Raw genomic sequence first — 26906 nt, forward strand, 5'->3', positions numbered from 1 at the left:
CTTGCCGTCCTTCAGGACGCAACTTCACTGTAGGTATTTTCAAGGGAAATACAACACTAATGTTGCAGTACTCGAATGAGATGCATCTCACGATCTGATGATGGCGCTGTAATCACCACGACGCGATAGAATCACCGGATCATGAGAGCCGATGCCGCACGCAACCTGAGCACCGTCCTCCGCACCGGGGCCCGCCTCCTGGCGGAGGACCCGAGCACATCGATGGCGGCCATTGCCGCCGCGGCGGGTGTCGACCGCACCACCGTCCACCGCCGCTTCGCGAATCGGGAAGCGCTGCTGCACGCCGTCTTTCAGGCCAAACTCGACTCGGCCGAGCGGGTCCTGGACGAGGCGCGGCTGACCGAGGCACCGGTGCCGGTCGCCCTTCACCGCTATGTGGAGGGGATCATCCCCGTCAGCCGCGAGTGGCCTCTCGACACGCGCCGCATGATGCAGAAGGACCCCGAAACGCGCACTCGCCGCGAAACGCAGAGTGAGCGTCTGAACGTCTTCATCCGGCGTGCTGTGGATGAGGGCTACCTGCGCGCCGACGTCGACGCGGCCTGGACGCGAGCGGTCCTCGACCAGCTCGTCGACAGCATCGCCCACCAGTTCCCGTCGGTGGATCCCCCACAGGCGGCCGACCTCGTCGCGGACACCTTCCTGCGCGGCTTCGGCACGGCCTGACCCTGCTTGGTGGTCGACAGGGAACTGAGCAGGGTCCCGGGCCCGTCCGGGGCGCGGCGGACGTCGTTGTCCGGCCGCGTCCTGGCTCGGGGCACATCGTTGTTCGGCCGCGTCCTGACTCGATGGCCACGGCCTCGGTGGCCCACGACGGCGGTGAAGCGGTCAGTCGTCGGCGAACCCTGCGGAGACGAGGGCAGCGGGGCGCTGCGTCGGCGGGCACGACCCTGGACGTGCTGCGGGCCGCGGACCCGCGTGTCCGTGTCCGGTAGCGGCACCGGTGCCGAGGCCTCTCCTGACCTGACCGCGACGGCTCGGCTTCATGAAGCCCGGCTGCACATCACGGCTTCTTCGTCCTCGTCGCTCTCACACGAGCGGTCCCCGTCCGAACTTCGCACGTGGTCCACCGCGTGCGACAGCGCCCGGCGGACGACCTCGGGCAACGGCCCGCCGGCCGGCCACTGCACCAGGCAGCGGGCCACCTCCCGCAGCTTGACGTTGGTGTGCTGCGAGATGTGTTTCATTACCTCCCACCCCTGATTGGGGCGCAGGCCACCGACGGTGATGACCACACCGATCGCCTGGTCGACGAGAGCATGCGAGTCCACGGCACGGCGGAGTTGCTCGACTTCCAGCTGCAGGGCCGTGACCCGGTCCGCGTGCTCGTCGTGCCCGATCATGTCCCACAGCCTGCGCGCAGCGGGCTGCCGGGAACAGCCATCAGGCGAACAGCCTCGCCACCTGTTGTCCAAAGAACGAAAAATACCTGCTCAGCCGGTACATGACGGAGACGGCCGCGGGCAACTGACATCCATGGAGACGCTGACCTTCGACAGCGACGACCTGGCGGCGACCGAGGACTTCCTCAGCCAGGCCTACGCCAAGATGCGCATCGGCAGCAGTACACCCGGCCCCAGCCGCGCCCGCATTCGCCGGACCGGCATCGCCTCGGTGAGCGTCGACGACATCGACCTCGACTTCGAGATGAGCTACTCGGTGACGCCGCTCGGCAGGATCTGTCTGTGCATGGTCCACGACGGTACCGTGCAGGACCACACCTTCCAAGGAGTCGAGGACGCCTTCGGCCCCGGCGACGTGGCGCTGTTCGCACCGCCCGACCTGCCGTACTCCGGGCGGATCTGCAACGCGCGCTACAACATCACGATGCTCGATCCCGTCCTGCTGACCCAGGTGGCAGGCTCCGCCGGACCTCACGACAACCGGCCGGTCCGGCTGACCGGGCACCGGCCGCGCTCCGCAGCGGCCGCCCGGCAACTGGCCCACTCCATCGGCTATCTGCGTGACCACGTCCTTGCCGATCCGGCCGTCGCGGACCAGCCGCTGGTGGCCTCCACCGCCGCCCAGCACCTGGCGGCGAGCGCGCTGCCCACGTTTCCCAACACAGCGCTCACCGAGGAGGCGGACACCGACAGGGGCGACGCGCACCCGGCAATGCTGCGCCGCGCTCTCGCCTACATCGACGACCACGCCGACCAGCCGATCACCGTGGCCCAGATCGCCGCGGCCGCTCATGTCACCGTACGGGCCCTGCAGTACGCCTTCCGGCGCCATCTGGACACCACCCCGCTCGCCCATCTGCGCCGGGTGCGACTGGCGCAGGTTCATCGGGACCTGGTGGCCGCCGATCCCGCCGGTGGTGCCACGGTCACCGAGATCGCCGCCCACTGGGGCTTCTATCACCCGGGCCGCTTCGCCTCCCTCTACCGGACCACCTATCGCCGCGCTCCTCACCAGACGCTGAACGGCGGCAGCTGAGCCGGCCGGCTGCGCGTTCGCGCCGGGACCCGAAGAGGTGGGCCGCCGGAACGAGGCCACCTCTGCACACGCCGACGGGACGCTGACTGCCCGTCAACAGACCCTGGGCGACGGCTCAGGCCCCAAGGCCGTGTCCTCCGCACCGACCCCAAACAGCGTCCTCGGGTGCTCGGCCGAGACACCTGACGTCCGAGGGACCGTCCCTATGGGGCTCAGGCCTCGTCCGGCTGGCACCGCGGGCACCACACCGTGCCGCGGCCTGCCATGCGGGTGCGGCGCAGATGGACGCCGCAGCGAGGGCACATCGGGTCGGGGTCGTCGCGGTGGCCGGTGAGCCAAGAATCGCGCGGTGGGACGCAGCCGGCGGTGACCGCGGAGCGCAGCGTGCGTCGCATGTCCGTGTACAGATCCCGGCGCTCGGTCGCCGTCAGATCGCCGGCCCGGGTGCCCGGGTGCAGCCGGGCACGCCACAGGATCTCGTCGGCGAGCAGATTGCCGAGACCGGCCAGGACGGACTGGTCGGTCAGCGTGGTTTTGAGGTGACCACGACGTGAGCAGAGCGCGGCCTCGAACTCCTCACGGTCCACGGTCAGCGCATCGGGCCCCCGGCGCTCCAGCAGCCGGGCGACGCCGGAGCCGTCGTCGGCCAGCCACAGGCCCTGGAGCTTGCGCTGGTCGCGGAAGCGGAGCTGGCGGTCGCCACTGAGGGTGAACAAGACACGGTCGTGTGGCTCGACCGCGTCGCCGGGACGGGCGCAGAGCAGTCGACCGGTCATGCCGAAGTGCAGGAGGAGGGTGGGGCCGCCGGTATGGGCGAGCAGCCACTTGCCACGCCGCTCCGGCTCGGTGAACCGGCGGCCCTCCAGCGCGTCGCGCAGCCGCCGCACGCCCACCCCGTGCAGGACACCCGTGTCGCGCACGTCGACGCGACGGATGGCCCTGCCCTTCGCACAGGACTCGAGCACCTGGCGAAACCCCTCGACGTCCGGTAGCTCAGGCACGGCAGACGTCCTCACGCCGGGCGAGGACGCTCGGTGCGTGATGAGGGAAAGCCGTCCGAGTCGAAGCGGATCCGGCCGCAGACGCCTGCTTCTGCCTCAGGGCCACGGCAGCCTCCTCGATGCACTGCACTGATGCCGAAGGCGGTACGGCGCGGGACGTCGAGGGCGTAGCGCGGGCGTGAACCTCCGCGTGACCTGGTGGGGACCCCTGAAGCCCGCTACTCGTTGGGCCGCGCCGCGCTGATGTCGCCCAGCACCGAACGGGGATCGCGTTCGATCGCCATGTCGCCGAGAGAGACGATGCCGACCACCTGGTCGCCCTCGACGACAGGGATGCGACGGACGGAGTGCTCACGCATCATCCCGACAGCACGGTCGAGATCATCGTCCGGGCCGATGGTGACCAGATCATCACTGCACGCGTTCGCCACGGTCGTCTGCTCCGGGTCTACGCCCTGCGCGAGGGCCCGTACCACCAGGTCGCGATCGCTCACCAGTCCGCGCAGGTGATCCTTCTCCGTGACCAGGACGGCGCCGATGTGCTGGTCACGCATCAACCTGGCCACGTTGGCCACGGAGGCCTGCGGTTCCACGGTCACCGGCGCGGTGGTCATGATGTCGTGCACGTGCTGGGTCATGGTCGATCTCCTTCCCCGGCTCGGCGGTGCCGTTCACCGCCCTCGGCCGCCGGGTACCCACCGAGCGAGGCTCATCAATTTGCTTAGCTTGATCTTTAACCTCGGCAAGATCGTTTCTTGTCGGGGTTCTTGATTCGCCGGACAGAGGGCGCGGCCGTCCTTGAGGCTTCGGAGTGTCGAGCAACGAAGCACCAAGAAACGGCCGCTGTGATGAGTGTTCTGGATGACGCCGCCCGCGTCGAGTCGCTGTCCGTGTTGTCCTGCTTCCGTGAGGACTTCCATGCCTGCCTGTCCCGGCGAGCGGATGCACTGTTCGAGCTGACGGATGCGGTTCTGTGTGCCGACGGCCCGGTCACCTCGCTGGTCGACCTGACGCTGGTGGCGGAGCACCAGCGGGGACACGGCGCGATGTACGACGCGCTGAACTGCGGGCGCCTCCAGGTGGAACGTCTGCGCCGGTCGTTGGCGTCCCTGCCGCTACCCAGGGCGGCCGATGGGAGGATCGTGCTGGCGGTCGATGTCTCGCCGTGGCTGCGGCCCGATGCGCCGACCAGCGCGGAGCGGCTGTTCTGTCATGTCTACGGGCGGGCCAAGAGCAACTCGCAGTTCATCCCGGGCTGGCCCTACTCTTTCGTCGCTGCCTTGGAGACCGGACGCACATCCTGGACCGCGCTGCTGGACGCGGTGCGGCTGGGCCCGGCCGACGACGCCACTGCGGTGACCGCCGCCCAGCTCCGCGAAGTTGTCGACCGGATCATCGCTGCAGGGCACTGGAGCGACGGTGACCCGGACATCCTGATTGTGATGGACGCCGGCTACGACGTCACCCGCCTCGCTTTCGTCCTCACGGACCTGCCGGTCGAGCTGGTGGGCCGTCTCCGCTCCGACCGGGTGCTGCTTCGACCCGCACCACCGCACCGTTACAGCCCCAAGGGGGGCCGGCCCCGCAAGCACGGCGGAACCTTCACCCTGGCCAAGTCCGACACCTGGCACGAGCCGGAGGTGGCGACCGTCACCGACACCACCCGCTATGGGAAAGCCGAGGCGATGGCATGGGACCGGATGCATCCCCGGCTCACCCACCGCGGGCCCTGGCTGGACCACGAGGGCGAACTCCCCGTTCTGCATGGCACGTTGATCCGCCTCAGGGTCGAGTACCTGCCCGGTGACCGTGACCCCAAGCCGGTCTGGCTGTGGTCGTCGGTCACCGGTGCGAGCGCTGGACTGGTCGATGTGTTCTGGCAGGCCTTCCTGCGAAGGTTCGATCTTGAGATGAGCAAGCCGCAGTGCTGTCAAAGTCGCGGTTCGACGTCATCGCCTCGGGTTCCTTTCCTGTTCGGGATTATCGTCGTCTGTTGGTGGTCGAGCCAGGCTTGTCGAGGCTGGTGGCCGCGGGACTGCTGGTGGCGTCGGCAAAGTCGTTCGACTTCTGCGGGGTCGGCGTGGATCACCCAGGATCGGCGCGGGTTGCTGAGTTGGCGGGCGGTGACCCAGCCGCGTGTGATCCATCCGAAGAGGGTGACGCGGGGCATGCCGATGGCGCGGGCGAGGTCGGTGAGCCACCATTCGTGCTCGCCGAGTGCTGGTGCGGACCGCCGACTGGATTGTTCCTGGTGGCTGACACAGCCCAGGTCCTGCAGCAGTTTGCGCACGCCCTCGGTGCCGAAACGTTCGCGGCGTTTGGGCGGCCGGAAGCCTTCCGCGTTGAGCATCTTCGCGATCTGCGGCGCCGGGTGTCCGTCGTCGGCGAGTTCGCGGGCCCGGGCGGCCAGGCGAGGGAAGTAGCTGAGCTGATCAAGACGAGCGACCGGGCGGACGAGTTCGCCCGTGGTGCGATGCCCGCCGGCCCAGGTGATGCGGACGGTGACACGTTCACTGTCGCCGATCACCGCCAGGTCGACCTTCTCGATCAAATGCCGCACCAGCTGCTTGCGGTCGGTGTCCATGGTGGTCGGCGCCCGCCAGATCGCGGGCAGATCACTGGCAAGGGCCCGGATCTGCTCGCGTTCGGCGGCGGTGAGGGTGCGAGGCCGGGCCGCGGTGAAGCGGTCGTACTCCTCGCTCAGCTGCTGTCGTTCGGCCAGCGCGTGCTCCCAGTTCTTCTCCAGTTCCCGCACCACCAGGCGGTTCTCGGGCTCGGCCAGTTGGTACTGACGCCGGGCCCGGTCGACTGCGTAGTCGGCGCGTTCCAGGCGCTGACGCCAGATCCCGTCCATCTGGGCCCGGCGCTGCTGAGCCTGCTCGGCGGCCTGAAGCGAGACTTCCAGCGCGGCGGGGGCCATCGCCGCCAGCAGCAGGCTGGTCACATACCGGTCGACGCATGCTCCGGACAGCTGCTGGCACAACGCGCCGCCGTAGTCGGTTTTGGCACGGCTGCACTCGTAGACTCCTCGCAGCTCTCCGCCCGCGCCGCGCTGATAGCGCACGACCATGCGTTTGCCGCACCGATCACAGAAGATCAGCCCCGCCGACAGGGCCGACCCGCCTCGCACCACGCCCATACTCTGAGCATGAGCCCGGTTCGCCTCGATGCGCTCGAGGTTGCGTTCATGCCGCTCGGTGCTGATATAGGCGGGCCAGACACCGGGCAGGTAGACCAGCCAGTCCTCCCGCGGCCGCCGCACCCGGCCGGTGAAGGGACGCCCTGCCTGGCGCCGGCGCGGATCGGTCCGGCTGCGGCCATAGACATAGACGCCGGCATAAGCCGGGTGGCGGAGCATGTTCTGCACCGCGATCCTGCTCGGGCGGCGCCAGGCCAGCTCGCCCCGCTCAGGGCCTTCCCGCACCCGGATCCCCATCTGGATGCCGTGGTCGACCAGGAACCGCAACACCGCGTTGATGGTGGCTAGTTCATCGAACAGATCGAAGACCAGGCGGACCACGGTCTGCACCTGCTCGTCCGGATCGAAGACGACCTCGCCGTCCGGGAGCCGCGCATAGCCCACCGGCAGCGGCACGGCCAGCTCACCGCGGCGGGCCTTGTTCAGGCGTCCGTTCCACATTCGCTGCTTGATCAGGTGTAGTTCGGCCTCGCTGATCGTTCCCTTCAGCCCCAGCAGCATCCGGTCGTTGTACTCGGCCGGATCGTAGATCCCGTCCGGGTCTGCCAGCAGGGCCCCGGCCAGCGCACACAGCTCCAGCAGTTGGTGCCATTCGCGCCCGCAGCGGGCCAGCCGGGACATCTCGCTGCCCAGCACCAGGCCCACATGATCGAGGCCGACCTCGGCCACCAGCCGCCGGAAGCCGGGACGGTCCTGAAGGCCGGACGCCGAATGCCCCAGGTCCTCATCGATCACCAGCACCCGGGACGGGGCCCAGCCCAGGTCGACGGCCCGCTGCGTGAGCCCGTACTGCAGCCGGGTGGACTCTGCATGACCGAGAACCTGCTGCGGGGTCGACTGGCGGACATAGATCACCGCGAGGCGGTCGCGATGCCACGGCCGGACCTTGCCCTCAACCCGTGCCCACGGGGCGGCAACCGTCATGCTCACCGCACTCACCCTCGTCCCGTCCGGCCACATCCGCAGCGATCACCATCCGCACGGCCAGCACCCCCAGCAACCGCGCCACCAGCTGCCGATTCAGCTCCGGAACGGCTCCCCACCACGGGATCTGGGGAGCTCAGCGACGACACGCTCGTCCACTGCGACTCACCACCCTCTTCTGCACCAGCCTGCCGCTCACGCAACCGCCGAACGGCAGCAGCGGCAGCGACCAGGCCCTCAATCCCTACGACCGGGGCATTCCCCGAGCCAGACACACCTACGTGTGCAGTACGGCTTGCTGCTCGAACACACCTTCAGGATGATCAAGCAGACGCTCGGCTGGACCCGTCCGAAGGTCCGTGAGCCCGATACGGCGGACCGCTGGACCTGGCTGGTCATCATCGCCCACACGCAGCTCCGGCTCGCCCGCCCACTCGCCGAGGATCTTCGCCGCCCCTGGGAGAAGCCCGCCGAGCCGGGGCGGCTCACGCCCGCGCGGGTGCGGCGGGGGTTTCGGAACCTCCGAGCGAAGACGGCCCGTCCGGCGGCCGCACCCAAACCTTCCCGGCCCGGCCCCGGACGCCCGACCGGCTCGAAGAACCGCCGCCGGGCACCCAACCACGACGTCGGTAAAACCGTGAAACGCGATCTCAGCATCGCGGAACACAAGAACCGTGCAGGTTAAAGATCAAGCTGAGGGCCTGTCCGTGAACTGATCGTTTGGGCGGTGGGGCAGGAACGCGCGAAGTGACCCGCATGAGCAGGACCTCTTGATAGCAGCGGAGGTGTCTACGCCCAGCCGCATCAAGAGGTCCTGTCATGCCGTTGTACGCGCCCGCGCCCGCCGCTGTCACTCCCGATGAGGAAACTCGCTGCTCATGCGTGGCCTGCCGGTTCGGCCACGGCGCCGAGCGCCCCGTACGTCCCCGCCGGTACGCCACGGACATGACGGACCCGGAGTGGCGGGCCATCGAGTCGCTGCTGCCCTGGCCGGCATGGCTGGACGGCTATGGCGGGCATCCGGAGGAGTGCTGCCGACGCTTGGTCGTCGACGCGATCTGCTACGTCGCCGACAACGGCAACAAGTGGCGTAACCTGCCCGCCGACTACGGCATCCCCTGGAAGACGCTGCACGCGATCTTCACCCGCTGGAACCGCGAGGGCTTCACCCTCGCCTTCCACAACGACCTGCGCGAACAGGTACGGAAAGCCGAGGGACGCGAGGGAGAGCCGAGCGCCGGGGTCATCGACTCGCAGTCGGTGCGCGTGGCGGAGACCGTCGGCGCCGACAGCCGGGGCTGGGACGCGGGCAAGAAGGTCGGGGGCCGCAAGCGCCACGTCATCTGCGACACCATCGGCTTGGTCCTGGTCGTGCTGGTCACCGCCGCGAGCGTGCAGGACCGCGACGGCGCCCGACCTGCCCTGACGTTCCTGCGCGAGCTGTACGAGAGGATCACCCTGGTGTGGGCCGACGGCGGCTACGCCGGCAAGCTCGTCGACTGGGCCCGGGAGAATCTCCAGCTCACGCTGGAGATCGTCAAACGCAGCGACGACGTCAAGGGCTTCGTCGTGCTTCCCCGCAGGTGGGTCGTGGAACGCACCCTGTCGTGGATCTCCCAACACCGCCGCTGCGTACGCGACTACGAGCGCTTACCCGAGCACCACGAGGCCATGGTCCTGTGGTCCATGACCATCCTCATGCGGCGCAGACTCGCCCGCGTCAACGCGCGCACAGCCCGGAAATGATCAGTTCACGGACAGGCACTTAGCTTGATCTTTAACCTGCACGGTTCTTGTGTTCCGCGATGCTGAGATCGCGTTTCACGGTTTTACCGACGTCGTGGTTGGGTGCCCGGCGGCGGTTCTTCGAGCCGGTCGGGCGTCCGGGGCCGGGCCGGGAAGGTTTGGGTGCGGCCGCCGGACGGGCCGTCTTCGCTCGGAGGTTCCGAAACCCCCGCCGCACCCGCGCGGGCGTGAGCCGCCCCGGCTCGGCGGGCTTCTCCCAGGGGCGGCGAAGATCCTCGGCGAGTGGGCGGGCGAGCCGGAGCTGCGTGTGGGCGATGATGACCAGCCAGGTCCAGCGGTCCGCCGTATCGGGCTCACGGACCTTCGGACGGGTCCAGCCGAGCGTCTGCTTGATCATCCTGAAGGTGTGTTCGAGCAGCAAGCCGTACTGCACACGTAGGTGTGTCTGGCTCGGGGAATGCCCCGGTCGTAGGGATTGAGGGCCTGGTCGCTGCCGCTGCTGCCGTTCGGCGGTTGCGTGAGCGGCAGGCTGGTGCAGAAGAGGGTGGTGAGTCGCAGTGGACGAGCGTGTCGTCGCTGAGCTCCCCAGATCCCGTGGTGGGGAGCCGTTCCGGAGCTGAATCGGCAGCTGGTGGCGCGGTTGCTGGGGGTGCTGGCCGTGCGGATGGTGATCGCTGCGGATGTGGCCGGACGGGACGAGGGTGAGTGCGGTGAGCATGACGGTTGCCGCCCCGTGGGCACGGGTTGAGGGCAAGGTCCGGCCGTGGCATCGCGACCGCCTCGCGGTGATCTATGTCCGCCAGTCGACCCCGCAGCAGGTTCTCGGTCATGCAGAGTCCACCCGGCTGCAGTACGGGCTCACGCAGCGGGCCGTCGACCTGGGCTGGGCCCCGTCCCGGGTGCTGGTGATCGATGAGGACCTGGGGCATTCGGCGTCCGGCCTTCAGGACCGTCCCGGCTTCCGGCGGCTGGTGGCCGAGGTCGGCCTCGATCATGTGGGCCTGGTGCTGGGCAGCGAGATGTCCCGGCTGGCCCGCTGCGGGCGCGAATGGCACCAACTGCTGGAGCTGTGTGCGCTGGCCGGGGCCCTGCTGGCAGACCCGGACGGGATCTACGATCCGGCCGAGTACAACGACCGGATGCTGCTGGGGCTGAAGGGAACGATCAGCGAGGCCGAACTACACCTGATCAAGCAGCGAATGTGGAACGGACGCCTGAACAAGGCCCGCCGCGGTGAGCTGGCCGTGCCGCTGCCGGTGGGCTATGCGCGGCTCCCGGACGGCGAGGTCGTCTTCGATCCGGACGAGCAGGTGCAGACCGTGGTCCGCCTGGTCTTCGATCTGTTCGATGAACTAGCCACCATCAACGCGGTGTTGCGGTTCCTGGTCGACCACGGCATCCAGATGGGGATCCGGGTGCGGGAAGGCCCTGAGCGGGGCGAGCTGGCCTGGCGCCGCCCGAGCAGGATCGCGGTGCAGAACATGCTCCGCCACCCGGCTTATGCCGGGGTCTATGTCTATGGCCGCAGCCGGACCGATCCGCGCCGGCGCCAGGCAGGGCGTCCCTTCACCGGCCGGGTGCGGCGGCCGCGGGAGGACTGGCTGGTCTACCTGCCCGGTGTCTGGCCCGCCTATATCAGCACCGAGCGGCATGAACGCAACCTCGAGCGCATCGAGGCGAATCGGGCTCATGCTCAGAGTATGGGCGTGGTGCGAGGCGGGTCGGCCCTGTCGGCGGGGCTGATCTTCTGTGATCGGTGCGGCAAACGCATGGTCGTGCGCTATCAGCGCGGCGCGGGCGGAGAGCTGCGAGGAGTCTACGAGTGCAGCCGTGCCAAAACCGACTACGGCGGCGCGTTGTGCCAGCAGCTGTCCGGAGCATGCGTCGACCGGTATGTGACCAGCCTGCTGCTGGCGGCGATGGCCCCCGCCGCGCTGGAAGTCTCGCTTCAGGCCGCCGAGCAGGCTCAGCAGCGCCGGGCCCAGATGGACGGGATCTGGCGTCAGCGCCTGGAACGCGCCGACTACGCAGTCGACCGGGCCCGGCGTCAGTACCAACTGGCCGAGCCCGAGAACCGCCTGGTGGTGCGGGAACTGGAGAAGAACTGGGAGCACGCGCTGGCCGAACGACAGCAGCTGAGCGAGGAGTACGACCGCTTCACCGCGGCCCGGCCTCGCACCCTCACCGCCGCCGAACGCGAGCAGATCCGGGCCCTTGCCAGTGATCTGCCCGCGATCTGGCGGGCGCCGACCACCATGGACACCGACCGCAAGCAGCTGGTGCGGCATTTGATCGAGAAGGTCGACCTGGCGGTGATCGGCGACAGTGAACGTGTCACCGTCCGCATCACCTGGGCCGGCGGGCATCGCACCACGGGCGAACTCGTCCGCCCGGTCGCTCGTCTTGATCAGCTCAGCTACTTCCCTCGCCTGGCCGCCCGGGCCCGCGAACTCGCCGACGACGGACACCCGGCGCCGCAGATCGCGAAGATGCTCAACGCGGAAGGCTTCCGGCCGCCCAAACGCCGCGAACGTTTCGGCACCGAGGGCGTGCGCAAACTGCTGCAGGACCTGGGCTGTGTCAGCCACCAGGAACAATCCAGTCGGCGGTCCGCACCAGCACTCGGCGAGCACGAATGGTGGCTCACCGACCTCGCCCGCGCCATCGGCATGCCCCGCGTCACCCTCTTCGGATGGATCACACGCGGCTGGGTCACCGCCCGCCAACTCAGCAACCCGCGCCGATCCTGGGTGATCCACGCCGACCCCGCAGAAGTCGAACGACTTTGCCGACGCCACCAGCAGTCCCGCGGCCACCAGCCTCGACAAGCCTGGCTCGACCACCAACAGACGACGATAATCCCGAACAGGAAAGGAACCCGAGGCGATGACGTCGAACCGCGACTTTGACAGCACTGCGGCTTGCTCATCTCAAGATCGAACCTTCGCAGGAAGGCCTGCCAGAACACATCGACCAGTCCAGCGCTCGCACCGGTGACCGACGACCACAGCCAGACCGGCTTGGGGTCACGGTCACCGGGCAGGTACTCGACCCTGAGGCGGATCAACGTGCCATGCAGAACGGGGAGTTCGCCCTCGTGGTCCAGCCAGGGCCCGCGGTGGGTGAGCCGGGGATGCATCCGGTCCCATGCCATCGCCTCGGCTTTCCCATAGCGGGTGGTGTCGGTGACGGTCGCCACCTCCGGCTCGTGCCAGGTGTCGGACTTGGCCAGGGTGAAGGTTCCGCCGTGCTTGCGGGGCCGGCCCCCCTTGGGGCTGTAACGGTGCGGTGGTGCGGGTCGAAGCAGCACCCGGTCGGAGCGGAGACGGCCCACCAGCTCGACCGGCAGGTCCGTGAGGACGAAAGCGAGGCGGGTGACGTCGTAGCCGGCGTCCATCACAATCAGGATGTCCGGGTCACCGTCGCTCCAGTGCCCTGCAGCGATGATCCGGTCGACAACTTCGCGGAGCTGGGCGGCGGTCACCGCAGTGGCGTCGTCGGCCGGGCCCAGCCGCACCGCGTCCAGCAGCGCGGTCCAGGATGTGCGTCCGGTCTCCAAGGCAGCGACGAAAGAGTAGGGCCAGCCCGGGATGAACTGCGAGTTGCTCTTGGCCCGCCCGTAGACATGACAGAACAGCCGCTCCGCGCTGGTCGGCGCATCGGGCCGCAGCCACGGCGAGACATCGACCGCCAGCACGATCCTCCCATCGGCCGCCCTGGGTAGCGGCAGGGACGCCAACGACCGGCGCAGACGTTCCACCTGGAGGCGCCCGCAGTTCAGCGCGTCGTACATCGCGCCGTGTCCCCGCTGGTGCTCCGCCACCAGCGTCAGGTCGACCAGCGAGGTGACCGGGCCGTCGGCACACAGAACCGCATCCGTCAGCTCGAACAGTGCATCCGCTCGCCGGGACAGGCAGGCATGGAAGTCCTCACGGAAGCAGGACAACACGGACAGCGACTCGACGCGGGCGGCGTCATCCAGAACACTCATCACAGCGGCCGTTTCTTGGTGCTTCGTTGCTCGACACTCCGAAGCCTCAAGGACGGCCGCGCCCTCTGTCCGGCGAATCAAGAACCCCGACAAGAAACGATCTTGCCGAGGTTAAAGATCAAGCTTAGAGTTCCTCAATGATCATATGGTGATCGTGTGGAACTTCTTCGACTCTCAAAGGCCGCCAAACGCTTGGGCGTTCACCCCGTGACGCTTCGTCTTTGGGCTGACTCGGGGAAGATTCCGGTGACTTGGGTCGGGCGTGAGCGCCGGTTCTCCTCGATCGATGTGGAGGCGATGAAGGTCTCCACCGGTGGCGAGCGTGTCCGCCTGGAGGGCCTGTACGTGCGCGTGTCCGGCTCCCACGGGCAGGAATCCTCGCTTCAGGCGCAGGAGAAGGAGCTGCGGGCCACCTCCACCGGCGAGATCGTCAAGGTCTTCCGTGACCGGGCCTGTGGCCTGCGGGAGGACCGGCCCGGTCTGAGCCGGCTCCTGCGGGCCGTTGCTGACGGCTCGGTGACCGTCGTGCGGGTCACGCACGAGGACCGGCTCGCCCGGTTTGGTGTCGGCTGGCTCAAGCACCTGCTGTCCGTGTACGGCGCCAGTCTTGAGGTGCTGCACCCGAAGAAGCTCGGCGGCCGGGACGAACTCCTTGGGGACTTTGTGTCGCTGGTCACCACGTTCGCCGGCCGCCTGTACGGGATGCGGTCGGCTGAAAACCGGCGTCGCCTGCTGGCCGAGTCGGGCCAGTGCGAGGCAGGGCGCGCCGCGTGAGCCGGAAGCCGCTGCTCGCCGACGGTGAGACCTCCCGTACCGCGTGTGCCCGCACTCTTGTGCGCACCGGCGTGGATGAGAAGACGGGCGAAGTCCTGACCCAGGCCGTGCTGGCCGAACGCATCGGCTGGTGCAGCGACCTGGTGGCGGGCACGGTGTCTGTCGTGCTCGCCGAGCGTTGGAACAGCCGTGATGTGAAGGTACTCGCCTCCGGCGTGGACGAGGCCGGTCGGAATCTGCCGTCGAACGCGTGGATGGCGCTGCGCCGTCTGGGCTGGAGTGCCGCCCCGCTCGAGGGCGTGAAGGTCAACGACCGGATCGTGCGCATGGCCCAGGAGCAGGCCGGGCGGGCGCTGCGCTCAGTGAAGTGGCGCGCCGATGTGGTCTTGGGGGTGCTGGCGACGTGGCCGGCCGATCCGAGCAAACGCACCCCGAGAGAGTGGGATCAGGTTCGGGCGGCGATCTGTGACGGGGAACATCTGCCGTCCAGCATCATCAAGGCCCGCACCCGGCAGGCCGCCACGTATCTCAAGGCCAACGGCCGTCTGCCCGTGGACGTGTTCGAACTCGAAGGCACCCCGAGAATCCCGCGCCTGCTGCTGCTCGCCGCATGCGACGGGCAGCAGGCCACGATCGAACGCTCCGAAACCGACACCGGGCAGGCGCTGCTACGGCTTCAGCTGCCCACCCGCCCCGACCCGGCCACCTACCGGGATTGGACGTGGGTGGCCTGCCCCATCGTTCTGCCGCCGACGGTCCCCGCATCGGCGGTACTCCACCTTCCCACCCTCCGCCCCGCGGGTGACACCGTGCGCGCTGACCAGGCCTACACCCACGCCGTCCCCAAGGCCCACCGCACCGGTCATACGGTGGCGCTCGGCGTGGACTGGGGCCTGAACACACTCCTCAGCACGGGCGCCGTGCAACTGAACGGCGACGGGCGGATCACCGCACTCGGACACGGCGCCCAGTTCCGGGCCGCCGGTGTGCTCGCCAAGCAGCACCGACTGCGCCGCCTCTCGGAGCGACTGCACACCAAGGCCGACCAGTACATGCGGCTGATCGCAGGCCACGACCACCAGCTTGCCCCCAAGCTGGACGTGCTGCGCAGCGAGATCCAGCACGTGTCCAACCGCAGGTCGAACCTCAACGACGCGCTTGCGTGGGCTGCCGCCAGATGGGCCGTCGACCAGGCCATCGCGGCCGGGGCCACGGTGATCTATGTCGAGGATCTGCGGTCGATGGAAGCGAGCGGCATGGGCCGCACCCTGAACACCCGCCTGTCCCAGCAGGTCCGCGGACAGATCGCCGACCGCATGCGGCACCTCGCCACCGAACAGGGCATCGCCGTCGTCACGGTTCCAGCGCGGAACACCTCCAAACTGTGCCCGCACTGCCTGACCCCGCTGCGGCACCGCAAAGCCCCCGACCGGCCCACCCTCGCGGGATGGAAATGGGCCATCTGCCCCCACCAGGACTGCCGTTGGCAGGGCGACCGCGACCACGGTGCCTGGCGCCGTATCGCAGCCCGCGGCCTGGCCCACCAGGCCACGACCGTTACCGACCGCACCAGCGGCCACATGGTGATCCGGACGGTCCTCGACAACCTGGAAGCGAACGCAGTCCTCACACCGACTCCCAAGACCAGCCGGAAGGACCGGACCAAGACCGGCCCCACCCGGCCACGTTCCACACGCCCCGCGCCCAGGCGACGCAGGGCACCCTCCCCAGCACGGCCTCGCGGTCGTGCCGGCCAGCGTCCGGAGGGACACGCTCACACGGACCGGAACCAGCTGCCCCGCGCAGCCCACCGACACCAGGGCGTGAACACGATCAGCACACCCACCACCAGCCGACACCGGCCACAAGGGGCAGCACTCGGCGCGGGATTCCACCTCCACGCCCACGCCTCCCCACCACGGTGGGAAACGATCCCGGAAACCCAATCCAACTCAGGATCGCTTAGCTGATCAGAGACGCTGGGCACAGGAGAGCACGGCCGTTCTGCCGCCGAACCTGGCCTGTGTCTTTCACGGCGTCTTTCACGGCGCCGTCACCGTCGCAGCGCTCCGGCTCCGGCTCCGGCTCCGGCTCCGGCTCCGGACATGAGCCTGGCGGCAGTCTTCATCGCTGCCAGAGGAAGGCTGCCTCGCTACAGGGGCGGCAGTGAAAGACGTAGCCGCGACCAGCTCCGCCGAAGTTGGCGGAGGTCGCGAAGTCGGCCCCCTCTTCGAGCTCGGCCGTAAAGGTCATACGGGCGCTGCAGGAGGGACAGTCGGGAGTCTCGTCATCCTGGATCCAGTCGGGTTCGCCACCCAGCCGGCCCAGGACCGGCTCCGCGGTGGGGACGTCGGCTGGGTGGGGGCGCAGGGCGGTGACCGCACCGAGCAGCGTCTCACCCTCGGCGGGAACGGTGGCCGGCGCGAGTCGACCACTGAACACAAAGGCGCGGTTGGCTCCGGCGGTGGCGTCCCAGTCGTCACACATGCCGGGGTCGTTCTGGCAGAAGAACACCGCGACCGCCCCGAGATCGAGGGGCAGATGAGCGAGGAACTGCATGGGCCCGCCACACTCGCGGCAGTTCGGCCAGACGAATCCATCCGGGACGAGTGGAACTCCTCCCGTGCGCAGTTCGGGAGCGTCAGCTACGGCTTCCCCGCCGTGGATCAGCAGCATGGCCAAAGCCTAAGTGGAGCCTCCCGCACCCCAGCCGGGGGCCGGGCAGCGTAAACGCGGAACGGCCCGGTCGGCCCGACGGCGAGAGCGCGACGCGGCTGTGGCGGTACAGGGCGACCCGGCCGGACAGCTCGGATGGGCGCGTGAGGAGGGCAGGTCGGCACTTGCTGGGCTGGTGACAGGGTCAGTTTTCGGTGCCGTATGGGCAACGCAGCCAGACCCGTCCGGCCTGGGCGGGACTGGAAAGCACGCTACGGGCGGTCGGATCGACGTCAGGCCGGCTTGGTGAGCGCGGCCGCCAGGTGGGCCATGCCGTACTCAAAGGCGCGGTCCACATCGCCGCCGAGGTTGAAGGCGGCGGCCAGTTCCATGCTGATGAAGCCGTGCGCCCAGGCGGTGATCATGCGGGCCGCCTCCAGCGCTTCGGCGGGGCCGACCAGTTCGGCGGCTATCTGCAGGACGGGGGCCGCCGCGCGGGCCAGGCGGGCAGGGTCGGGTCTGGTGGGGCCCGGGGAGCTCGTGAAGATCAGATGGTAGGCGGCCGGGCGGGCGTGGGCGAAGGCGCGGAAGGCGCGGAGCAGATCGGCCAGGGTCTCGCGAGGGTCCGGGGCCGCCGGGACGGCGTGGAGGTGTTCTTCCAGGTCGAGAAGGGTGGCCTCGGTGACGAGGAGGACGAGGGCGTCGCGGTTGCGGACCCGCTTGTAGAGCGAGGGGGCGCGCACGCCGACCCGGTCGGCGACCGCCTGCATGGTCAGCTGCGCGAGCCCTTGCGACTCCAGGATGTCGCGGGCTGCCTCGACGATGGCTTCGAGCGAGGTGCGTTCGGGCGTCGGCATGCGAACTCCTTCCGGCCGGTGCGATGTCGTCTTCATCATAGCTATGGACCGTAGCCATGATGGCTATGTATCGTAGCCATCATGGCAGCTCGGCGAGGAGAAGGATCATGAAGCTCGATCAGCACCTGCATCGCATCGGGAACGACATAGTGGCGGTCTATCTGGTCGTCACCGACGACGGCGTGACGGTCGTCGACGCCGGGTTGGCCGGCCACTGGCGGGAGCTGACCGCTGAACTCGCCGCCCTGGGCCGGACCCTGGCCGACATCCGCGGCGTCGTACTCACCCATGGCGACACCGACCACCTCGGCTTCGCGGAACGGCTCCGCCGCGACCACGGAATCCCGGTCTTCGTCCACAGCGCCGACGCCGCGCGCGCCCGGGGCGAGGTCAAGCCCAAGGCCAGCTGGGGGCACGCCAGACTCGGCGCTGTGGCCGGCTTTCTCTGGTACGCGGGCCGCAAGGGCGGCCTGCGCACGGCGTACCTGACCGAGGTGTCGGAGGTGAACGACGGCGACGTGCTCGACCTGCCGGGCGCGCCCCGCATCATGGGGTTGCCGGGGCATTCGCCGGGCAGCATCGCCGTTCATGTGCCCGAGGTCGACGCGGTGTTCGTCGGCGACGGCCTCACGACCCGGCACGTACTCACCGGACAGCGCGGGCCGCAGCCGGCGCCGTTCACCGATGACCGGGAGCAGGCGCTGGCGTCGCTCGACCGGCTCGGGGAGATACGGGCGAAGTGGGTGCTGCCGGGGCACGGCACGCCCTGGAACGGTGGCGTGCAGGAGGCGGTCCGCCAGGTCCGGGCCGCGGCACAACCGGAGTAGTAGCGTCCGGGCGTGGAGCTGAACCCGCGCCACGCCCGTCCGGACGAGGTGAACCGACGGGCCCGGGGGTTCTCGGCGTGCACAGGGGACATGCCGAGGTGCCGGCCGTCAGCCGTCGGCCACCATCGGGCAGGCCGACGGGAGCTTGGCGCCCAAAAACCCCTTCGAAGCCACCGCGGCCATCACTTCGATCATGATCTGGCTCCGCACCGAACTCCGCTGAGACCAGCCATGATCCGTCCGCCAGACACGATCCAGGCGCCGTGGCCCGGTTCTCGCCGTCGGGGAAGGCGCGGACCTGCGCCGCTGAAGCACGCTGGCGCCCATCAGGGCCATCGGCCAGGGAGGGTCCCGGCGCTTTTTCACCTGCGGCACGGCGGGTGGCAGTGCACGCTTCTCCGTCGTGGAGATCATCAAGGGCGAGCTACGGCGACTTCGGTACGGCCCCGGATCCGACGACCGTCGACAGCGGCGGTTTCTCGTGAGAGTCCGGTTCACCGCCGAGGATCCGGCGCGGGTCGTCGCGGATGCCCGAGCTGTTCTGACGACCGTGGTCGAGCGGATGGCTGACTGGCCCACCTTGGGGCGGTGGCCGGAGCTGCTGCCGGCCTGGTTCGTGCAGCGATGCGCGCCAGAGCCCGCGGATCCGGAACCGGGCATGTCCTTTGACGCCGGTGCCTGGCTGCGGAAGTGGCAGTCGATGACGCCCGACCAGAAGGCAGACTTCAGTAAAGGGCCCTGGACGCTGTCGGGCTGGCTCTATTATTTCGACCCGACCGAGGAAGGCATGGGCGACGATCGCAGCTGGTGGTGGTGGGACGCCGGGGCGGATGAGTTGGGCAACGGCTGGGTTGAGGTCGCCACCACCGGCTGGCCGTTCGGCAGCGGTTCGCTGTCCTGGCTGATCGAGGCCAGCGGTGGCGGGGATCTCGCTTATGGAGCGTGAGTGTCATGGGTCAAGTCAGCTCCGATCCGCCGGGTCCGCCCAGCCCTGGGCTTGAAAAGGTCGAGCCGGGGGCCGGCCCCTAGACCTTCGCGGCCCCCGCTGCGGCAAGATCGTTAATGCTTTCCAACCTGGCTGTAAGGGCGGCCTGCTGGCGATGGCCGGCTGTGCACCCGGCATGGGCGGCAGCGCAGCGGCCGCCCATGCCGGTCGATGTCGGCGCGGGCCGCCCCCCTTCACCGGCCCGCGCCGACTCGTGTCGCTGCTCAGCTCTCCCGAGCCGGGCGCGGAGTCACCCAGGCCGCCCAGAGCCAGAAGCAGCCGATCAGCACGCCGGTCCCGAACTCCGCGGCCAAGACGGCGAAGAAGCCGCCGACGGCGAGGAGCAGGGTGGCCCAGCCGGGCACGCTCCGGGCGCGCCAAGCCATGATGGCCGCGGTGACGAACCCGGCCATGGCCAGCAGGTTGCCGGGAATACCGAGGACGCCGAACCAATCCGGGTCCTTCAGCATGACCAGGCCGGCGCCGACCCCGATCGTGAGCAGCCCGTAGCCGACCCCGACCAGCCAGGCACCGATCCCCGGAAGGACCCCTTGGCGGCGGGCGAGGAACATGGCCGCGATGCTGGCGACCAGGTAGAGCAGGAACAGCCCCTCCCGGAGGAAGTCGAGGGCGCTGTCGTAGCTGGCGGTCGGTTCGCCCGGAGTGAGCACCTGGTAGAGGGCCATGCCGATGGCGGCAACCCCTGCGGCGATCGACGGCACCACACCCAGAAGTGAGTCGGGGCGGCGCTGGACGGCGGTCTGAGTATCAGTCATGCCGCAGATGGTGGCCGCGCCGGCCCGGCTGGAACATCGGCGCGCGGAGGGGTCTTCGCGCGGCCGGAGATCGGCCGCGCGACGGACTCGCCCCTCCCGTGGAATCGGCCGTGAGGCCGAGGTCGCCACCGGTGGGGGCGCCTTTACACTCTCGCGCATGGTGTTCACGCGCCGCGCTGCGATAGCGGCTCGACTGTGCAGGGTCACGGCCATGATCGGCCTCGCGGTGTGGGTCGTCGTGGTGGCCGGACGCACCGACAGGCCGGCGGTGGTCATCGCCGCCGGGGCGGCGGCGCTGGCCGGGGTCGCGACCGGAGGCCGGTGGTGGCTCCCCTTCGTCACCCTTCCGGCCATGCTGGTCGCGGTCACAGGCGGAGGCCTGCCCGACGACGGTGGCAACAGCGACAGCCCGTTCGTGCTGCTGCTGATGTGGTCGGCGTACCTGGCCGGCCGGCACGGGCCCGGTCGTAGACAGCCGTGGAATGTGGCGCTCGGCTTCGCGTACGTGGCCCTCGTCACCGGGGGGTCCGCGCATGACGTCAGCCAGGTCGTCTTCCCGCTCCTGGTGTTCTTCGGTCCCCTCTTCGTCGGGTTCTGCGTGCAGACCCTCGCGACGCAGGCCGATCGGGCCCGACGCTGGGCGTCCGAGTCCGAGGCGGCACGCGAGCGGCAGGTGCAGCACGCGGTCCTGGAGGAACGCATGACGATCGCCCGCGAGTTGCACGACATCGTCGCGCACCGCATCTCGGCGCTGTCCCTGCAGGCCCAGGTGGTGCGGCGCAGCATCGAGGCCGGGAAGCCCGTTGCCGCCGAGCAGGTCCGCACCATCGAAAGCACCGCCCAGCAGAGCATGACCGACCTGCGCAGGCTGCTGGGCCTGCTCCGGCCGGACGGCGAGCGGGCCGACCTCGATCCACAGGCGTCGCTGGACGACCTGTCGAACCTGCTGGAGACCGCGAGGTCGACCGGTCACCCGGTCCGCTTCACGCAGTCCGGTACTCCTCGGCCGCTCCCGCCGGCCATATCGCTCGCCGCGTACCGGATCGTGCAGGAGGCGCTGACCAACGCCCGCCGGCACGGCGCCCCGGGCCTCACTGTGGTCCGGCTGGACTGGGGCGATTCAGCGCTTCATCTCGACATAGTCAACCCGGTACACGCCGGGCAACGGCCCGGCACAGCCGGACACGGGTTGCTCGGCATGGCCGAACGCGTCCGTCTCTTCGGTGGTTCCCTCAGCACGGGAAGCGACCGGGAGGGCTGGGCGGTGCGGGCGACGCTGCCGATGCCGATCATGGAGCACGCCGCACGATGACCATCCGCGTTCTCGTGGTCGATGACCAGCCGCTGATCCGCGACGCGCTGGCGGCCCTGCTCGCCACCGCAGGGGATGTCGACGTGGTGGGCACGGCGTCGGACGGAGCGGCCGCCGTCCGGCAGGCAGGCCGGTGCGAACCCGACGTCGTACTGATGGACATCCGCATGCCGGGCATGGACGGCGTCGAGGCGACCCGGCATCTGCGGGCCCTGCCCCGACCGCCTGCCGTCGTCATGCTCACCACGTTCGATCTGGACGAGTACGTCCTGGCTGCCGTCAGGGCCGGGGCGTCCGGTTTCCTGCTGAAGGACGGTGACGCCGACGACCTGGTCGCGGGGATCCGCACGGCTGCGGCCGGCGACGCGATCCTGGCGCCACGAGCCGTCCAGCGACTGGTCGACCACATCGCCGGCACCCGCGCGCACGACCCGGCGGCTGTCCAGGCGGTGAGCCAGTTGACCGCCCGCGAACGTGAGGTCCTCGCCCAGCTGGCCAAGGGGCTCACCAACGCCGAGATCGCCGGCGCGCTCAGCGTCAGCGAAGCCACCGCGAAGACCCATGTCAGCAACGTCCTCGCCAAGTTGCATGCCCGCGACCGCACTCAGGCCGTGGTCATCGCCTACACCAGCGGCCTGGCCTGAGCGCGGGGTTACGTAACTGGGCGGCGGCACAAGGGCATACGGCAGCCGACCGGATGCCGTGGTAGCGGGTACCGCCGCCCCGGCATCACGGGAGGGTGGTGGGTTGAGGACGGGGAGAGAAGGTGACAGCTAAGGGGTGTCCCGTAAATGATCTCCGGATCGGCGCGAGCAGGGTTGGCCGCCGAACGGCCCTCGATTTAGCCGGCGAGGGCGAGGTTGTGCATCCGGGCGATGCCGAGCATGGCGTGGTGGACGCCGTCGCCTTTGAGGCGGCAGTCGCGGAGGATTTTCCAGGTCTTCATGCGGGCGAAGACGTGCTCGACGCGGGCGCGGACCTGCTTGTGGGACTTGTTGTGTTCCTCTTTCCAATCCGGGAGTTCGGCCTGGCCCCGCTCACGACGGTGCGGGATGACGAGTCCGGTGCCCGGGTAGCCGCCGTCGGCGATCGTGAGGGTCTTGCCGACGGCAGCCTTGGCGCCAGACTCCTCCCACGCCTTGCAGTCGTTGCGGTTGCCGGCGAGCGGCCGGCCGACCACGAGGACCATGCGGGTGTCGGCGTCGATGACGACCTGGTGGTTGGTGGAGTACCGATAATTCTTCGACCGCTCGGCGATGGTGTGATCCCGGGTGGGGACCAGGGTGCCGTCCACGATGAGCACGGTGCCCTTGGCGAACCGCCTGCGGGGCCGCACGGCAAGCGCGGGACCGAGGTGGTCGATAATCCGGTCGGCCGCGGACTTCGAGATGCCGAAGAGCGGCGCGAGTTGGCGCATCGTCAAATTCGTGCGCCAGTAGGCCGACACGAGCAGTACCCGGTCCTCCAGTGGAAGGGACCACGGCCGGCCCTTGCGGACCGGATCCGCACCTTCGCGGCGCAGCGCGGTCACCAGCTTCCTGAAGGAACGCGGGCTCAGCCCGCTGAACGGGGCTATCCACGACGACTCCGACGCCGTGATCACACCAGCCACCACAAGATCGTTCCACGATGCCCGGCACAACATCGCGATCCTCTGTCTCCCCGCCCAGCGCCAGCCACGCCGCATCCTGTAGCAACGCCACGCTCAGTCTCTACAGTCACCGCATGGCCACCGAAGACGAGCCCCCAAGCCAGCCCGACATCACCGCGATGCTCACCGACCAGACGAGCGCGTGCAAGCCAGCACGCGAGGCCATCGCCGCCGGCGCCGAGGTAAAGGTCTGGGACAGGGCGGCGCCCCAGTGGATGGCCGCCGGCATCGCCGCAACGAGGTTGAGACGGTCGTTGAAGCGCGGCCTGCCAGAGACCATCGGCCTCGACGAGACCGTTGAGATCCTCGCACGGCACCGCGGCGAGCAACTACGTACCGGGACCATCGACGCAGCAGACCGGCTCTGGTTCTTCACTCTGTACTTCGACGCCACCGGGACCGAGCTCTTGGCGTGCAGCGGTGTCAAACGCTCTCGGAGGCCCAGCACGAAGGACTCGTTCGAGCCCTGAGCTGATCCACATCCACCCTCTGCCCGACCGCAGCCGCCACTACCTGCAAGAACCTCAGCTTCGAGGAGCAGGTCGTGGAGGCAGGTATGCCGACGAAATCTCAAGTGCGGTCAGGTGTTACGGGACAAGCCTTAGCTAGCTGCTGTGACCGGAAAGGTTTGTCGGAGCCGGGCGCCATGACAACCAGGGAGAACCCCAGGTGGGGAAACGGGAGGATCCAGGGCGAGCTGGCCCGGCTCGGCCACCCCATCGCCGCCTGGACGGTCTGGGACCGTAGCATCCGGCGTGAGGCCCTCGAGCACGTCCTCATCATGGGCGAGGCTCACGCCCGACAGGTCCTGGCTACCTACAAAAGCACTACAACGCGCATCGGCCTCATCGGGCCCGCGGTCAGCTGCCACCCGACTCGGTCCAACAGCCCGCCACCGTGCACGACTTCGATACGCGCAGACTCCTGCGCACCCGCGTCCTCGGCGGCGTCATCAACGAGTACCGCTACGCGACCTGCCCCGCAGGCGTGCGGGCTGTCTTGCGGGTTGTCCGTCACGACGCCTGCTCGAAGGCGAGGTCGCTGGCCAGCACCGCGGCGCCGGTCACACCGGCGCGCGGCCCCAGCTCGGACAGCACAACGGGCAGGTTCCTGGTCGCAAGCGGCAGCGACCGGTGGTACACAACGCTGCGGATCTCGGCGAGCAGGATGTGTCCGAGCTGGGCGAGCCCGCCACCGATCACGATCATCGAGGGGTTGGCGAAGCTGACCAAGCCGGCAAGTACGCTGCCGAGGTGGTGCCCGCCGTCGCGGATGAGCCGGATGCACGTCACGTCGCCCTCGGACGCGCCTTCGGCCACATCCTTTGCGCTGACCGCGTCGGAGGCGGCAAGCCGCTCGGCCAGTGCCGGGGACCTGTGCGAGCGCGCCGCCGCGGTCGCCTCGCGGGCGAGTGCGGCGCCGCTGAACAGCGCTTCGAGGCAGCCGACGTTGCCGCAGGAACAGACCGGCCCGTGCGCGTCGACCTGGATGTGCCCGATGTCGCCGGCGCAGCCGTCGGTCCCGCGGTAGACGTTTCCGTCCTGGAAGATGCCGCACCCGACTCCGGTTCCGATCTTGACGAACAGGAAGTCGTTGACCGAGTGCGCGGCGCCGCCATGGCGCTCGCCTATCGCCATGATGTTCACGTCGTTGTCGACGACCGCGGGGCAGCTGTGCTTACGGGTGAGGTACTCGCGCACGGGGAACCGGTCCCAGCCCGGCATGATCGGCGGCGCCACCGGCACACCGTCGCGGAAGCTCACCGGGCCGGGCACTCCGATGCCGACCGCGGTCAGCCGCTCGTACGCCCCCTCCGTGCGGGCTTTCGCGAGCAACTCGTCGGCCCGGTGGAGGATCGCCTTCGGTCCCGAGCGGAGGTCGGCGGACTCCTGGTACGCCGCGACCTGTTCCAGCCGGCCGTTGGTCACCTCGACGTCGATCGAGGTGGCGCCCAGGTCGATGGAGGCGAAGCGCAGATCCGGGTTCAGTTCGACGAGCGTCGACCGGCGACCGCCTCGGGACGTGGCGGGCCCGGCCTCGGCGGCGTAGCCCGCCGCGATCAGACGCTCCAGTTCGGCGAGCAGCCGCCGCCGGGGTACCTCAAGGCGGTCGGCCAGCTCGGCACGCGACAACGCGCCTTCATCGCGTAGCAGCCGCAGCAGCTCGACATGCAGCGGTTGTGGGCTTCGCACCGGGGTCACCTCTGACGCGTTCATATCAGCGCAACATGCTGTGCCATGGCTTCCACGATAATGACTTTCACCGAGAGTGGTCCATACCTTTGGGTGTTACTCATGGAACTTTTGTTCTTTCACGCAAAAGCCCGGGGCGGGTGCGGCGGCCAGTGCCCCGCCCGTGCCGCGGCGGCCACCGCGGCACGGGACGGGAAGCGGCCGGGTGTCAGCCGCGCAGTGCCGCCATGCCGGCCGCACTGATCCTGGAGAACCGCAGGGACTGGCCCGGGTCCGAGTTGCCGCCCGGGGCGTTGTCCTGCTCGTAGTTCGCGTTGTAGTGCCCCTTGGCGCCGATGCCCCCGTAGAAGGTGGTGTAGTCGATGTCGCTGCGGGGGTCGCCGAACGGGATGAAGTTGTAGCCGTTGCCGACGCCGGGCGCCTCGCCGGTGGCGTCGCCGTCCTTGGCGTGGAACAGCTGGTAGCGCTGCGGCTGCTTGGCGACCTGCGCGGCCGGGTCGAAGATGTCCTCGACGCGGTTGCCCTCCCAGTCGTAGCGCCAGCGCCACTGGTGCTGGGCGACGTGCGCCCAGTACACGTCCATCTCGATGACGCACAGGGCCGGGTCGGTGACGTCGAGATAGTGCTGCATGAGGCGCTTGCCCGACTCTCCCCGTACCTGCGTGGGCGCGATCGGCCTGCCTGTCACACGGTCCTGGGTCACGGTGACCATCGGACCGTCCTGCAGGAAGTTGTACGCCGGCGAGTGGTTGTGGGTGTAGAGGTGGATGCCCCACTGCCGGCTGATCGTGTTCAGCGCTTCCCACTTCTCGCCGGCGACGGTCCACGGCTCGATGTTGCGGTTGCCCGAGTTCGTCGGGTCGTTGCCCGTGCCCATGAACGGTGTGCCCAGGATCGCCGCGAACTCCAGCTCGGTCTGCAGCCGCTCGTAGTCCTGTGTGGACATGGCGCCGCCGGCGCTGTTGGGGCCATTCCACGTGTTCGGGATGAACCCGTGGTTGCCGATCGCCTCCAGACCGTACGCGTCGAGGAAGCCGCGCAGCGTTCGCGCGTACGCCAGGTACGCCGCCCGTGACTGCGGTGTGGTGACGCCGCCGGGCGCCGGGTTGGGTGCGTCGCCGCCGGGGTTCGCGGCGTTCTGGCCGTAACCGGCGAACTCGATCTGCTTGAAACCGCAGTTCGCGAGGAACTCGAACAGTTCCGCCCAGCCGCCGGGCAGCGGCACCAGCGGGCCGAGGTCGGTGGGGTCCTGCGGGAAGTCGGGGCCGCCCAGGTAGCCCATGGTGGGGGCGACGCCGAGCGCTCTGCTCGCCGCGATGCCGACCCGGGTGGGCACGTCGCGCTGGCTGTAGGTGATCGTGCCCAGCTTGCCGGCGGGTATGAGCCGCCCGTTGGCCGCACTCGCCAGGGCCGGCGTGAACACGGATGCGGGGCCGATCGGGCTGAACGCCGCGGCCACTGCCGCGCCCGTGCCGACCATGAAGCGGCGTCGGCTGAAGTTGCTGTTGAAGGCCATGGTGGTCCCTCTTTTCGAAGTGGCTGTACCAGATCAGGGC

Annotated in this window: 21 protein-coding genes and 5 pseudogenes; 14 read left to right on the plus strand and 12 right to left on the minus strand. The window is 69.2% G+C overall.

From position 1 onward, the window contains the following. Positions 1-141 precede the first annotated feature (141 nt). Positions 142-687 (plus strand): TetR/AcrR family transcriptional regulator, encoded by a 546-nt coding sequence (locus tag ACQEXA_RS10730; protein ID WP_433129537.1) that lies wholly within the window; start codon positions 142-144, stop codon positions 685-687. 317 nt (positions 688-1004) lie between these two features. On the opposite strand, the gene ACQEXA_RS10735 is transcribed toward ACQEXA_RS10730, so the two are convergent. Beyond that, positions 1005-1364: an ANTAR domain-containing protein gene (locus ACQEXA_RS10735; protein ID WP_433129539.1), complete on the minus strand. Its 360-nt coding sequence runs from the start codon at positions 1362-1364 to the stop codon at positions 1005-1007. A gap of 133 nt (positions 1365-1497) precedes the next feature. On the opposite strand from ACQEXA_RS10735, the gene ACQEXA_RS10740 reads away from it, so the two are divergent. Beyond that, positions 1498-2460, plus strand: coding sequence for a helix-turn-helix transcriptional regulator (locus ACQEXA_RS10740; protein ID WP_433129541.1), 963 nt, complete (start codon positions 1498-1500; stop codon positions 2458-2460). 212 nt (positions 2461-2672) lie between these two features. Here the strand turns inward: ACQEXA_RS10740 and ACQEXA_RS10745 are convergent, their stop codons facing one another. Both ACQEXA_RS10745 and ACQEXA_RS10750 read right to left on the minus strand, forming a co-directional pair. Continuing rightward, positions 2673-3461 (minus strand): Fpg/Nei family DNA glycosylase, encoded by a 789-nt coding sequence (locus tag ACQEXA_RS10745; RefSeq protein ID WP_433129543.1) that lies wholly within the window; start codon positions 3459-3461, stop codon positions 2673-2675. A 218-nt stretch (positions 3462-3679) separates the two neighbouring features. Then, positions 3680-4099, minus strand: coding sequence for a CBS domain-containing protein (locus tag ACQEXA_RS10750; protein ID WP_433129545.1), 420 nt, complete (start codon positions 4097-4099; stop codon positions 3680-3682). A gap of 210 nt (positions 4100-4309) precedes the next feature. Between ACQEXA_RS10750 and ACQEXA_RS10755 the strand changes: the two are divergent. After that, positions 4310-5371 (plus strand): annotated as a pseudogene (locus ACQEXA_RS10755) (transposase); the annotation flags it as partial. Positions 5372-5391: 20 nt separating this feature from the next. Here the strand turns inward: ACQEXA_RS10755 and ACQEXA_RS10760 are convergent. Continuing rightward, the gene (locus ACQEXA_RS10760) at positions 5392-7584 is read right to left on the minus strand and encodes a recombinase family protein (protein ID WP_433134511.1); all 2193 of its coding nucleotides are present in this window, start codon (positions 7582-7584) and stop codon (positions 5392-5394) included. Positions 7585-7885: 301 nt separating this feature from the next. Between ACQEXA_RS10760 and ACQEXA_RS10765 the strand changes: the two are divergent. Together ACQEXA_RS10765 and ACQEXA_RS10770 are read left to right on the plus strand one after the other, a co-directional pair. Further along, positions 7886-8269, plus strand: a pseudogene (locus ACQEXA_RS10765) (NF041680 family putative transposase); the annotation flags it as partial. Between the two features lie 134 nt (positions 8270-8403). Then, positions 8404-9330, plus strand: a complete 927-nt coding sequence (locus ACQEXA_RS10770) for an IS5 family transposase (RefSeq protein WP_433129547.1) — start codon at positions 8404-8406, stop codon at positions 9328-9330. A 31-nt stretch (positions 9331-9361) separates the two neighbouring features. On the opposite strand, the pseudogene ACQEXA_RS10775 reads toward ACQEXA_RS10770, so the two are convergent. Beyond that, positions 9362-9745, minus strand: a pseudogene (locus ACQEXA_RS10775) (NF041680 family putative transposase); the annotation flags it as partial. 301 nt (positions 9746-10046) lie between these two features. On the opposite strand from ACQEXA_RS10775, the gene ACQEXA_RS10780 reads away from it, so the two are divergent. After that, positions 10047-12239 (plus strand): recombinase family protein, encoded by a 2193-nt coding sequence (locus ACQEXA_RS10780; protein ID WP_433134511.1) that lies wholly within the window; start codon positions 10047-10049, stop codon positions 12237-12239. Between the two features lie 20 nt (positions 12240-12259). Here the strand turns inward: ACQEXA_RS10780 and ACQEXA_RS10785 are convergent. After that, positions 12260-13321, minus strand: a pseudogene (locus ACQEXA_RS10785) (transposase); the annotation flags it as partial. Positions 13322-13477: 156 nt separating this feature from the next. Between ACQEXA_RS10785 and ACQEXA_RS10790 the strand changes: the two are divergent. Then, on the plus strand, positions 13478-14095 hold the full coding sequence (locus ACQEXA_RS10790) for an IS607 family transposase (RefSeq protein WP_433129549.1): 618 nt from the start codon (positions 13478-13480) through the stop codon (positions 14093-14095). Then, positions 14092-16065, plus strand: a complete 1974-nt coding sequence (locus ACQEXA_RS10795) for a zinc ribbon domain-containing protein (protein ID WP_433129551.1) — start codon at positions 14092-14094, stop codon at positions 16063-16065. The genes ACQEXA_RS10790 and ACQEXA_RS10795 overlap by 4 nt, the downstream gene beginning before the upstream one ends. Before the next feature lie 154 nt (positions 16066-16219). Here the strand turns inward: ACQEXA_RS10795 and ACQEXA_RS10800 are convergent, their stop codons facing one another. Both ACQEXA_RS10800 and ACQEXA_RS10805 read right to left on the minus strand, forming a co-directional pair. Continuing rightward, positions 16220-16771 carry a hypothetical protein gene (locus ACQEXA_RS10800; protein ID WP_433129553.1) on the minus strand — a complete coding sequence of 184 codons (552 nt, stop codon included), beginning with the start codon at positions 16769-16771 and terminating at the stop codon, positions 16220-16222. Between the two features lie 272 nt (positions 16772-17043). Next, the gene (locus ACQEXA_RS10805; RefSeq protein WP_433129555.1) at positions 17044-17607 is read right to left on the minus strand and encodes a TetR/AcrR family transcriptional regulator; all 564 of its coding nucleotides are present in this window, start codon (positions 17605-17607) and stop codon (positions 17044-17046) included. 107 nt (positions 17608-17714) lie between these two features. Here ACQEXA_RS10805 and ACQEXA_RS10810 point away from each other — a divergent pair, with 107 nt between their 5' ends. Beyond that, positions 17715-18434, plus strand: a complete 720-nt coding sequence (locus tag ACQEXA_RS10810; protein WP_432935080.1) for an MBL fold metallo-hydrolase — start codon at positions 17715-17717, stop codon at positions 18432-18434. A gap of 403 nt (positions 18435-18837) precedes the next feature. Next, positions 18838-19380, plus strand: coding sequence for a hypothetical protein (locus ACQEXA_RS10815; RefSeq protein WP_433129557.1), 543 nt, complete (start codon positions 18838-18840; stop codon positions 19378-19380). A 263-nt stretch (positions 19381-19643) separates the two neighbouring features. On the opposite strand, the gene ACQEXA_RS10820 is transcribed toward ACQEXA_RS10815, so the two are convergent. After that, a complete protein-coding gene (locus ACQEXA_RS10820; RefSeq protein WP_432935078.1) occupies positions 19644-20195 on the minus strand; it encodes a hypothetical protein in 552 nt (183 codons plus the stop codon). 157 nt (positions 20196-20352) lie between these two features. Between ACQEXA_RS10820 and ACQEXA_RS10825 the strand changes: the two genes are divergently transcribed. Next, positions 20353-21507 (plus strand): sensor histidine kinase, encoded by a 1155-nt coding sequence (locus ACQEXA_RS10825; RefSeq protein ID WP_432935077.1) that lies wholly within the window; start codon positions 20353-20355, stop codon positions 21505-21507. After that, positions 21504-22151: a response regulator gene (locus ACQEXA_RS10830; protein ID WP_433129559.1), complete on the plus strand. Its 648-nt coding sequence runs from the start codon at positions 21504-21506 to the stop codon at positions 22149-22151. The genes ACQEXA_RS10825 and ACQEXA_RS10830 overlap by 4 nt, the downstream gene beginning before the upstream one ends. Before the next feature lie 197 nt (positions 22152-22348). Here the strand turns inward: ACQEXA_RS10830 and ACQEXA_RS10835 are convergent, their stop codons facing one another. Beyond that, the gene (locus ACQEXA_RS10835; protein ID WP_432935075.1) at positions 22349-23119 is read right to left on the minus strand and encodes a transposase; all 771 of its coding nucleotides are present in this window, start codon (positions 23117-23119) and stop codon (positions 22349-22351) included. 113 nt (positions 23120-23232) lie between these two features. On the opposite strand from ACQEXA_RS10835, the gene ACQEXA_RS10840 reads away from it, so the two are divergent. Together ACQEXA_RS10840 and ACQEXA_RS10845 are read left to right on the plus strand one after the other, a co-directional pair. Next, complete coding sequence (locus ACQEXA_RS10840; RefSeq protein WP_432935074.1) at positions 23233-23628, plus strand: hypothetical protein; 396 nt, start codon at positions 23233-23235, stop codon at positions 23626-23628. Positions 23629-23903: 275 nt separating this feature from the next. Continuing rightward, positions 23904-24130, plus strand: a pseudogene (locus ACQEXA_RS10845) (integrase core domain-containing protein); the annotation flags it as partial. Positions 24131-24171: 41 nt separating this feature from the next. On the opposite strand, the gene ACQEXA_RS10850 reads toward ACQEXA_RS10845, so the two are convergent. Together ACQEXA_RS10850 and ACQEXA_RS10855 are read right to left on the minus strand one after the other, a co-directional pair. Beyond that, positions 24172-25374 carry an ROK family protein gene (locus tag ACQEXA_RS10850; protein WP_432935073.1) on the minus strand — a complete coding sequence of 401 codons (1203 nt, stop codon included), beginning with the start codon at positions 25372-25374 and terminating at the stop codon, positions 24172-24174. 184 nt (positions 25375-25558) lie between these two features. Beyond that, the gene (locus tag ACQEXA_RS10855) at positions 25559-26866 is read right to left on the minus strand and encodes a sugar phosphate isomerase/epimerase family protein (RefSeq protein WP_432935072.1); all 1308 of its coding nucleotides are present in this window, start codon (positions 26864-26866) and stop codon (positions 25559-25561) included. Positions 26867-26906 lie beyond the last annotated feature (40 nt).

This window comes from Streptomyces sp. CA-106110 (assembly GCF_050936285.1).
Classification (GTDB): domain Bacteria; phylum Actinomycetota; class Actinomycetes; order Streptomycetales; family Streptomycetaceae; genus Streptomyces.

What these genes read in the sequence shown, in the direction of transcription:
- ACQEXA_RS10805 (WP_433129555.1), bottom strand. Translation starts at nt 17,607, where the DNA reads ATGCCGACGCCCGAACGCACCTCGCTCGAAGCCATCGTCGAGGCAGCC.
- ACQEXA_RS10830 (WP_433129559.1), top strand. Translation starts at nt 21,504, where the DNA reads ATGACCATCCGCGTTCTCGTGGTCGATGACCAGCCGCTGATCCGCGAC.
- ACQEXA_RS10855 (WP_432935072.1), bottom strand. Translation starts at nt 26,866, where the DNA reads ATGGCCTTCAACAGCAACTTCAGCCGACGCCGCTTCATGGTCGGCACG.
- ACQEXA_RS10730 (WP_433129537.1), top strand. Translation starts at nt 142, where the DNA reads ATGAGAGCCGATGCCGCACGCAACCTGAGCACCGTCCTCCGCACCGGG.
- ACQEXA_RS10740 (WP_433129541.1), top strand. Translation starts at nt 1,498, where the DNA reads ATGGAGACGCTGACCTTCGACAGCGACGACCTGGCGGCGACCGAGGAC.
- ACQEXA_RS10850 (WP_432935073.1), bottom strand. Translation starts at nt 25,374, where the DNA reads ATGAACGCGTCAGAGGTGACCCCGGTGCGAAGCCCACAACCGCTGCAT.
- ACQEXA_RS10825 (WP_432935077.1), top strand. Translation starts at nt 20,353, where the DNA reads ATGGTGTTCACGCGCCGCGCTGCGATAGCGGCTCGACTGTGCAGGGTC.
- ACQEXA_RS10810 (WP_432935080.1), top strand. Translation starts at nt 17,715, where the DNA reads ATGAAGCTCGATCAGCACCTGCATCGCATCGGGAACGACATAGTGGCG.
- ACQEXA_RS10800 (WP_433129553.1), bottom strand. Translation starts at nt 16,771, where the DNA reads ATGCTGCTGATCCACGGCGGGGAAGCCGTAGCTGACGCTCCCGAACTG.
- ACQEXA_RS10770 (WP_433129547.1), top strand. Translation starts at nt 8,404, where the DNA reads ATGCCGTTGTACGCGCCCGCGCCCGCCGCTGTCACTCCCGATGAGGAA.
- ACQEXA_RS10750 (WP_433129545.1), bottom strand. Translation starts at nt 4,099, where the DNA reads ATGACCCAGCACGTGCACGACATCATGACCACCGCGCCGGTGACCGTG.
- ACQEXA_RS10780 (WP_433134511.1), top strand. Translation starts at nt 10,047, where the DNA reads ATGACGGTTGCCGCCCCGTGGGCACGGGTTGAGGGCAAGGTCCGGCCG.
- ACQEXA_RS10820 (WP_432935078.1), bottom strand. Translation starts at nt 20,195, where the DNA reads ATGACTGATACTCAGACCGCCGTCCAGCGCCGCCCCGACTCACTTCTG.
- ACQEXA_RS10760 (WP_433134511.1), bottom strand. Translation starts at nt 7,584, where the DNA reads ATGACGGTTGCCGCCCCGTGGGCACGGGTTGAGGGCAAGGTCCGGCCG.
- ACQEXA_RS10840 (WP_432935074.1), top strand. Translation starts at nt 23,233, where the DNA reads ATGGCCACCGAAGACGAGCCCCCAAGCCAGCCCGACATCACCGCGATG.
- ACQEXA_RS10735 (WP_433129539.1), bottom strand. Translation starts at nt 1,364, where the DNA reads ATGATCGGGCACGACGAGCACGCGGACCGGGTCACGGCCCTGCAGCTG.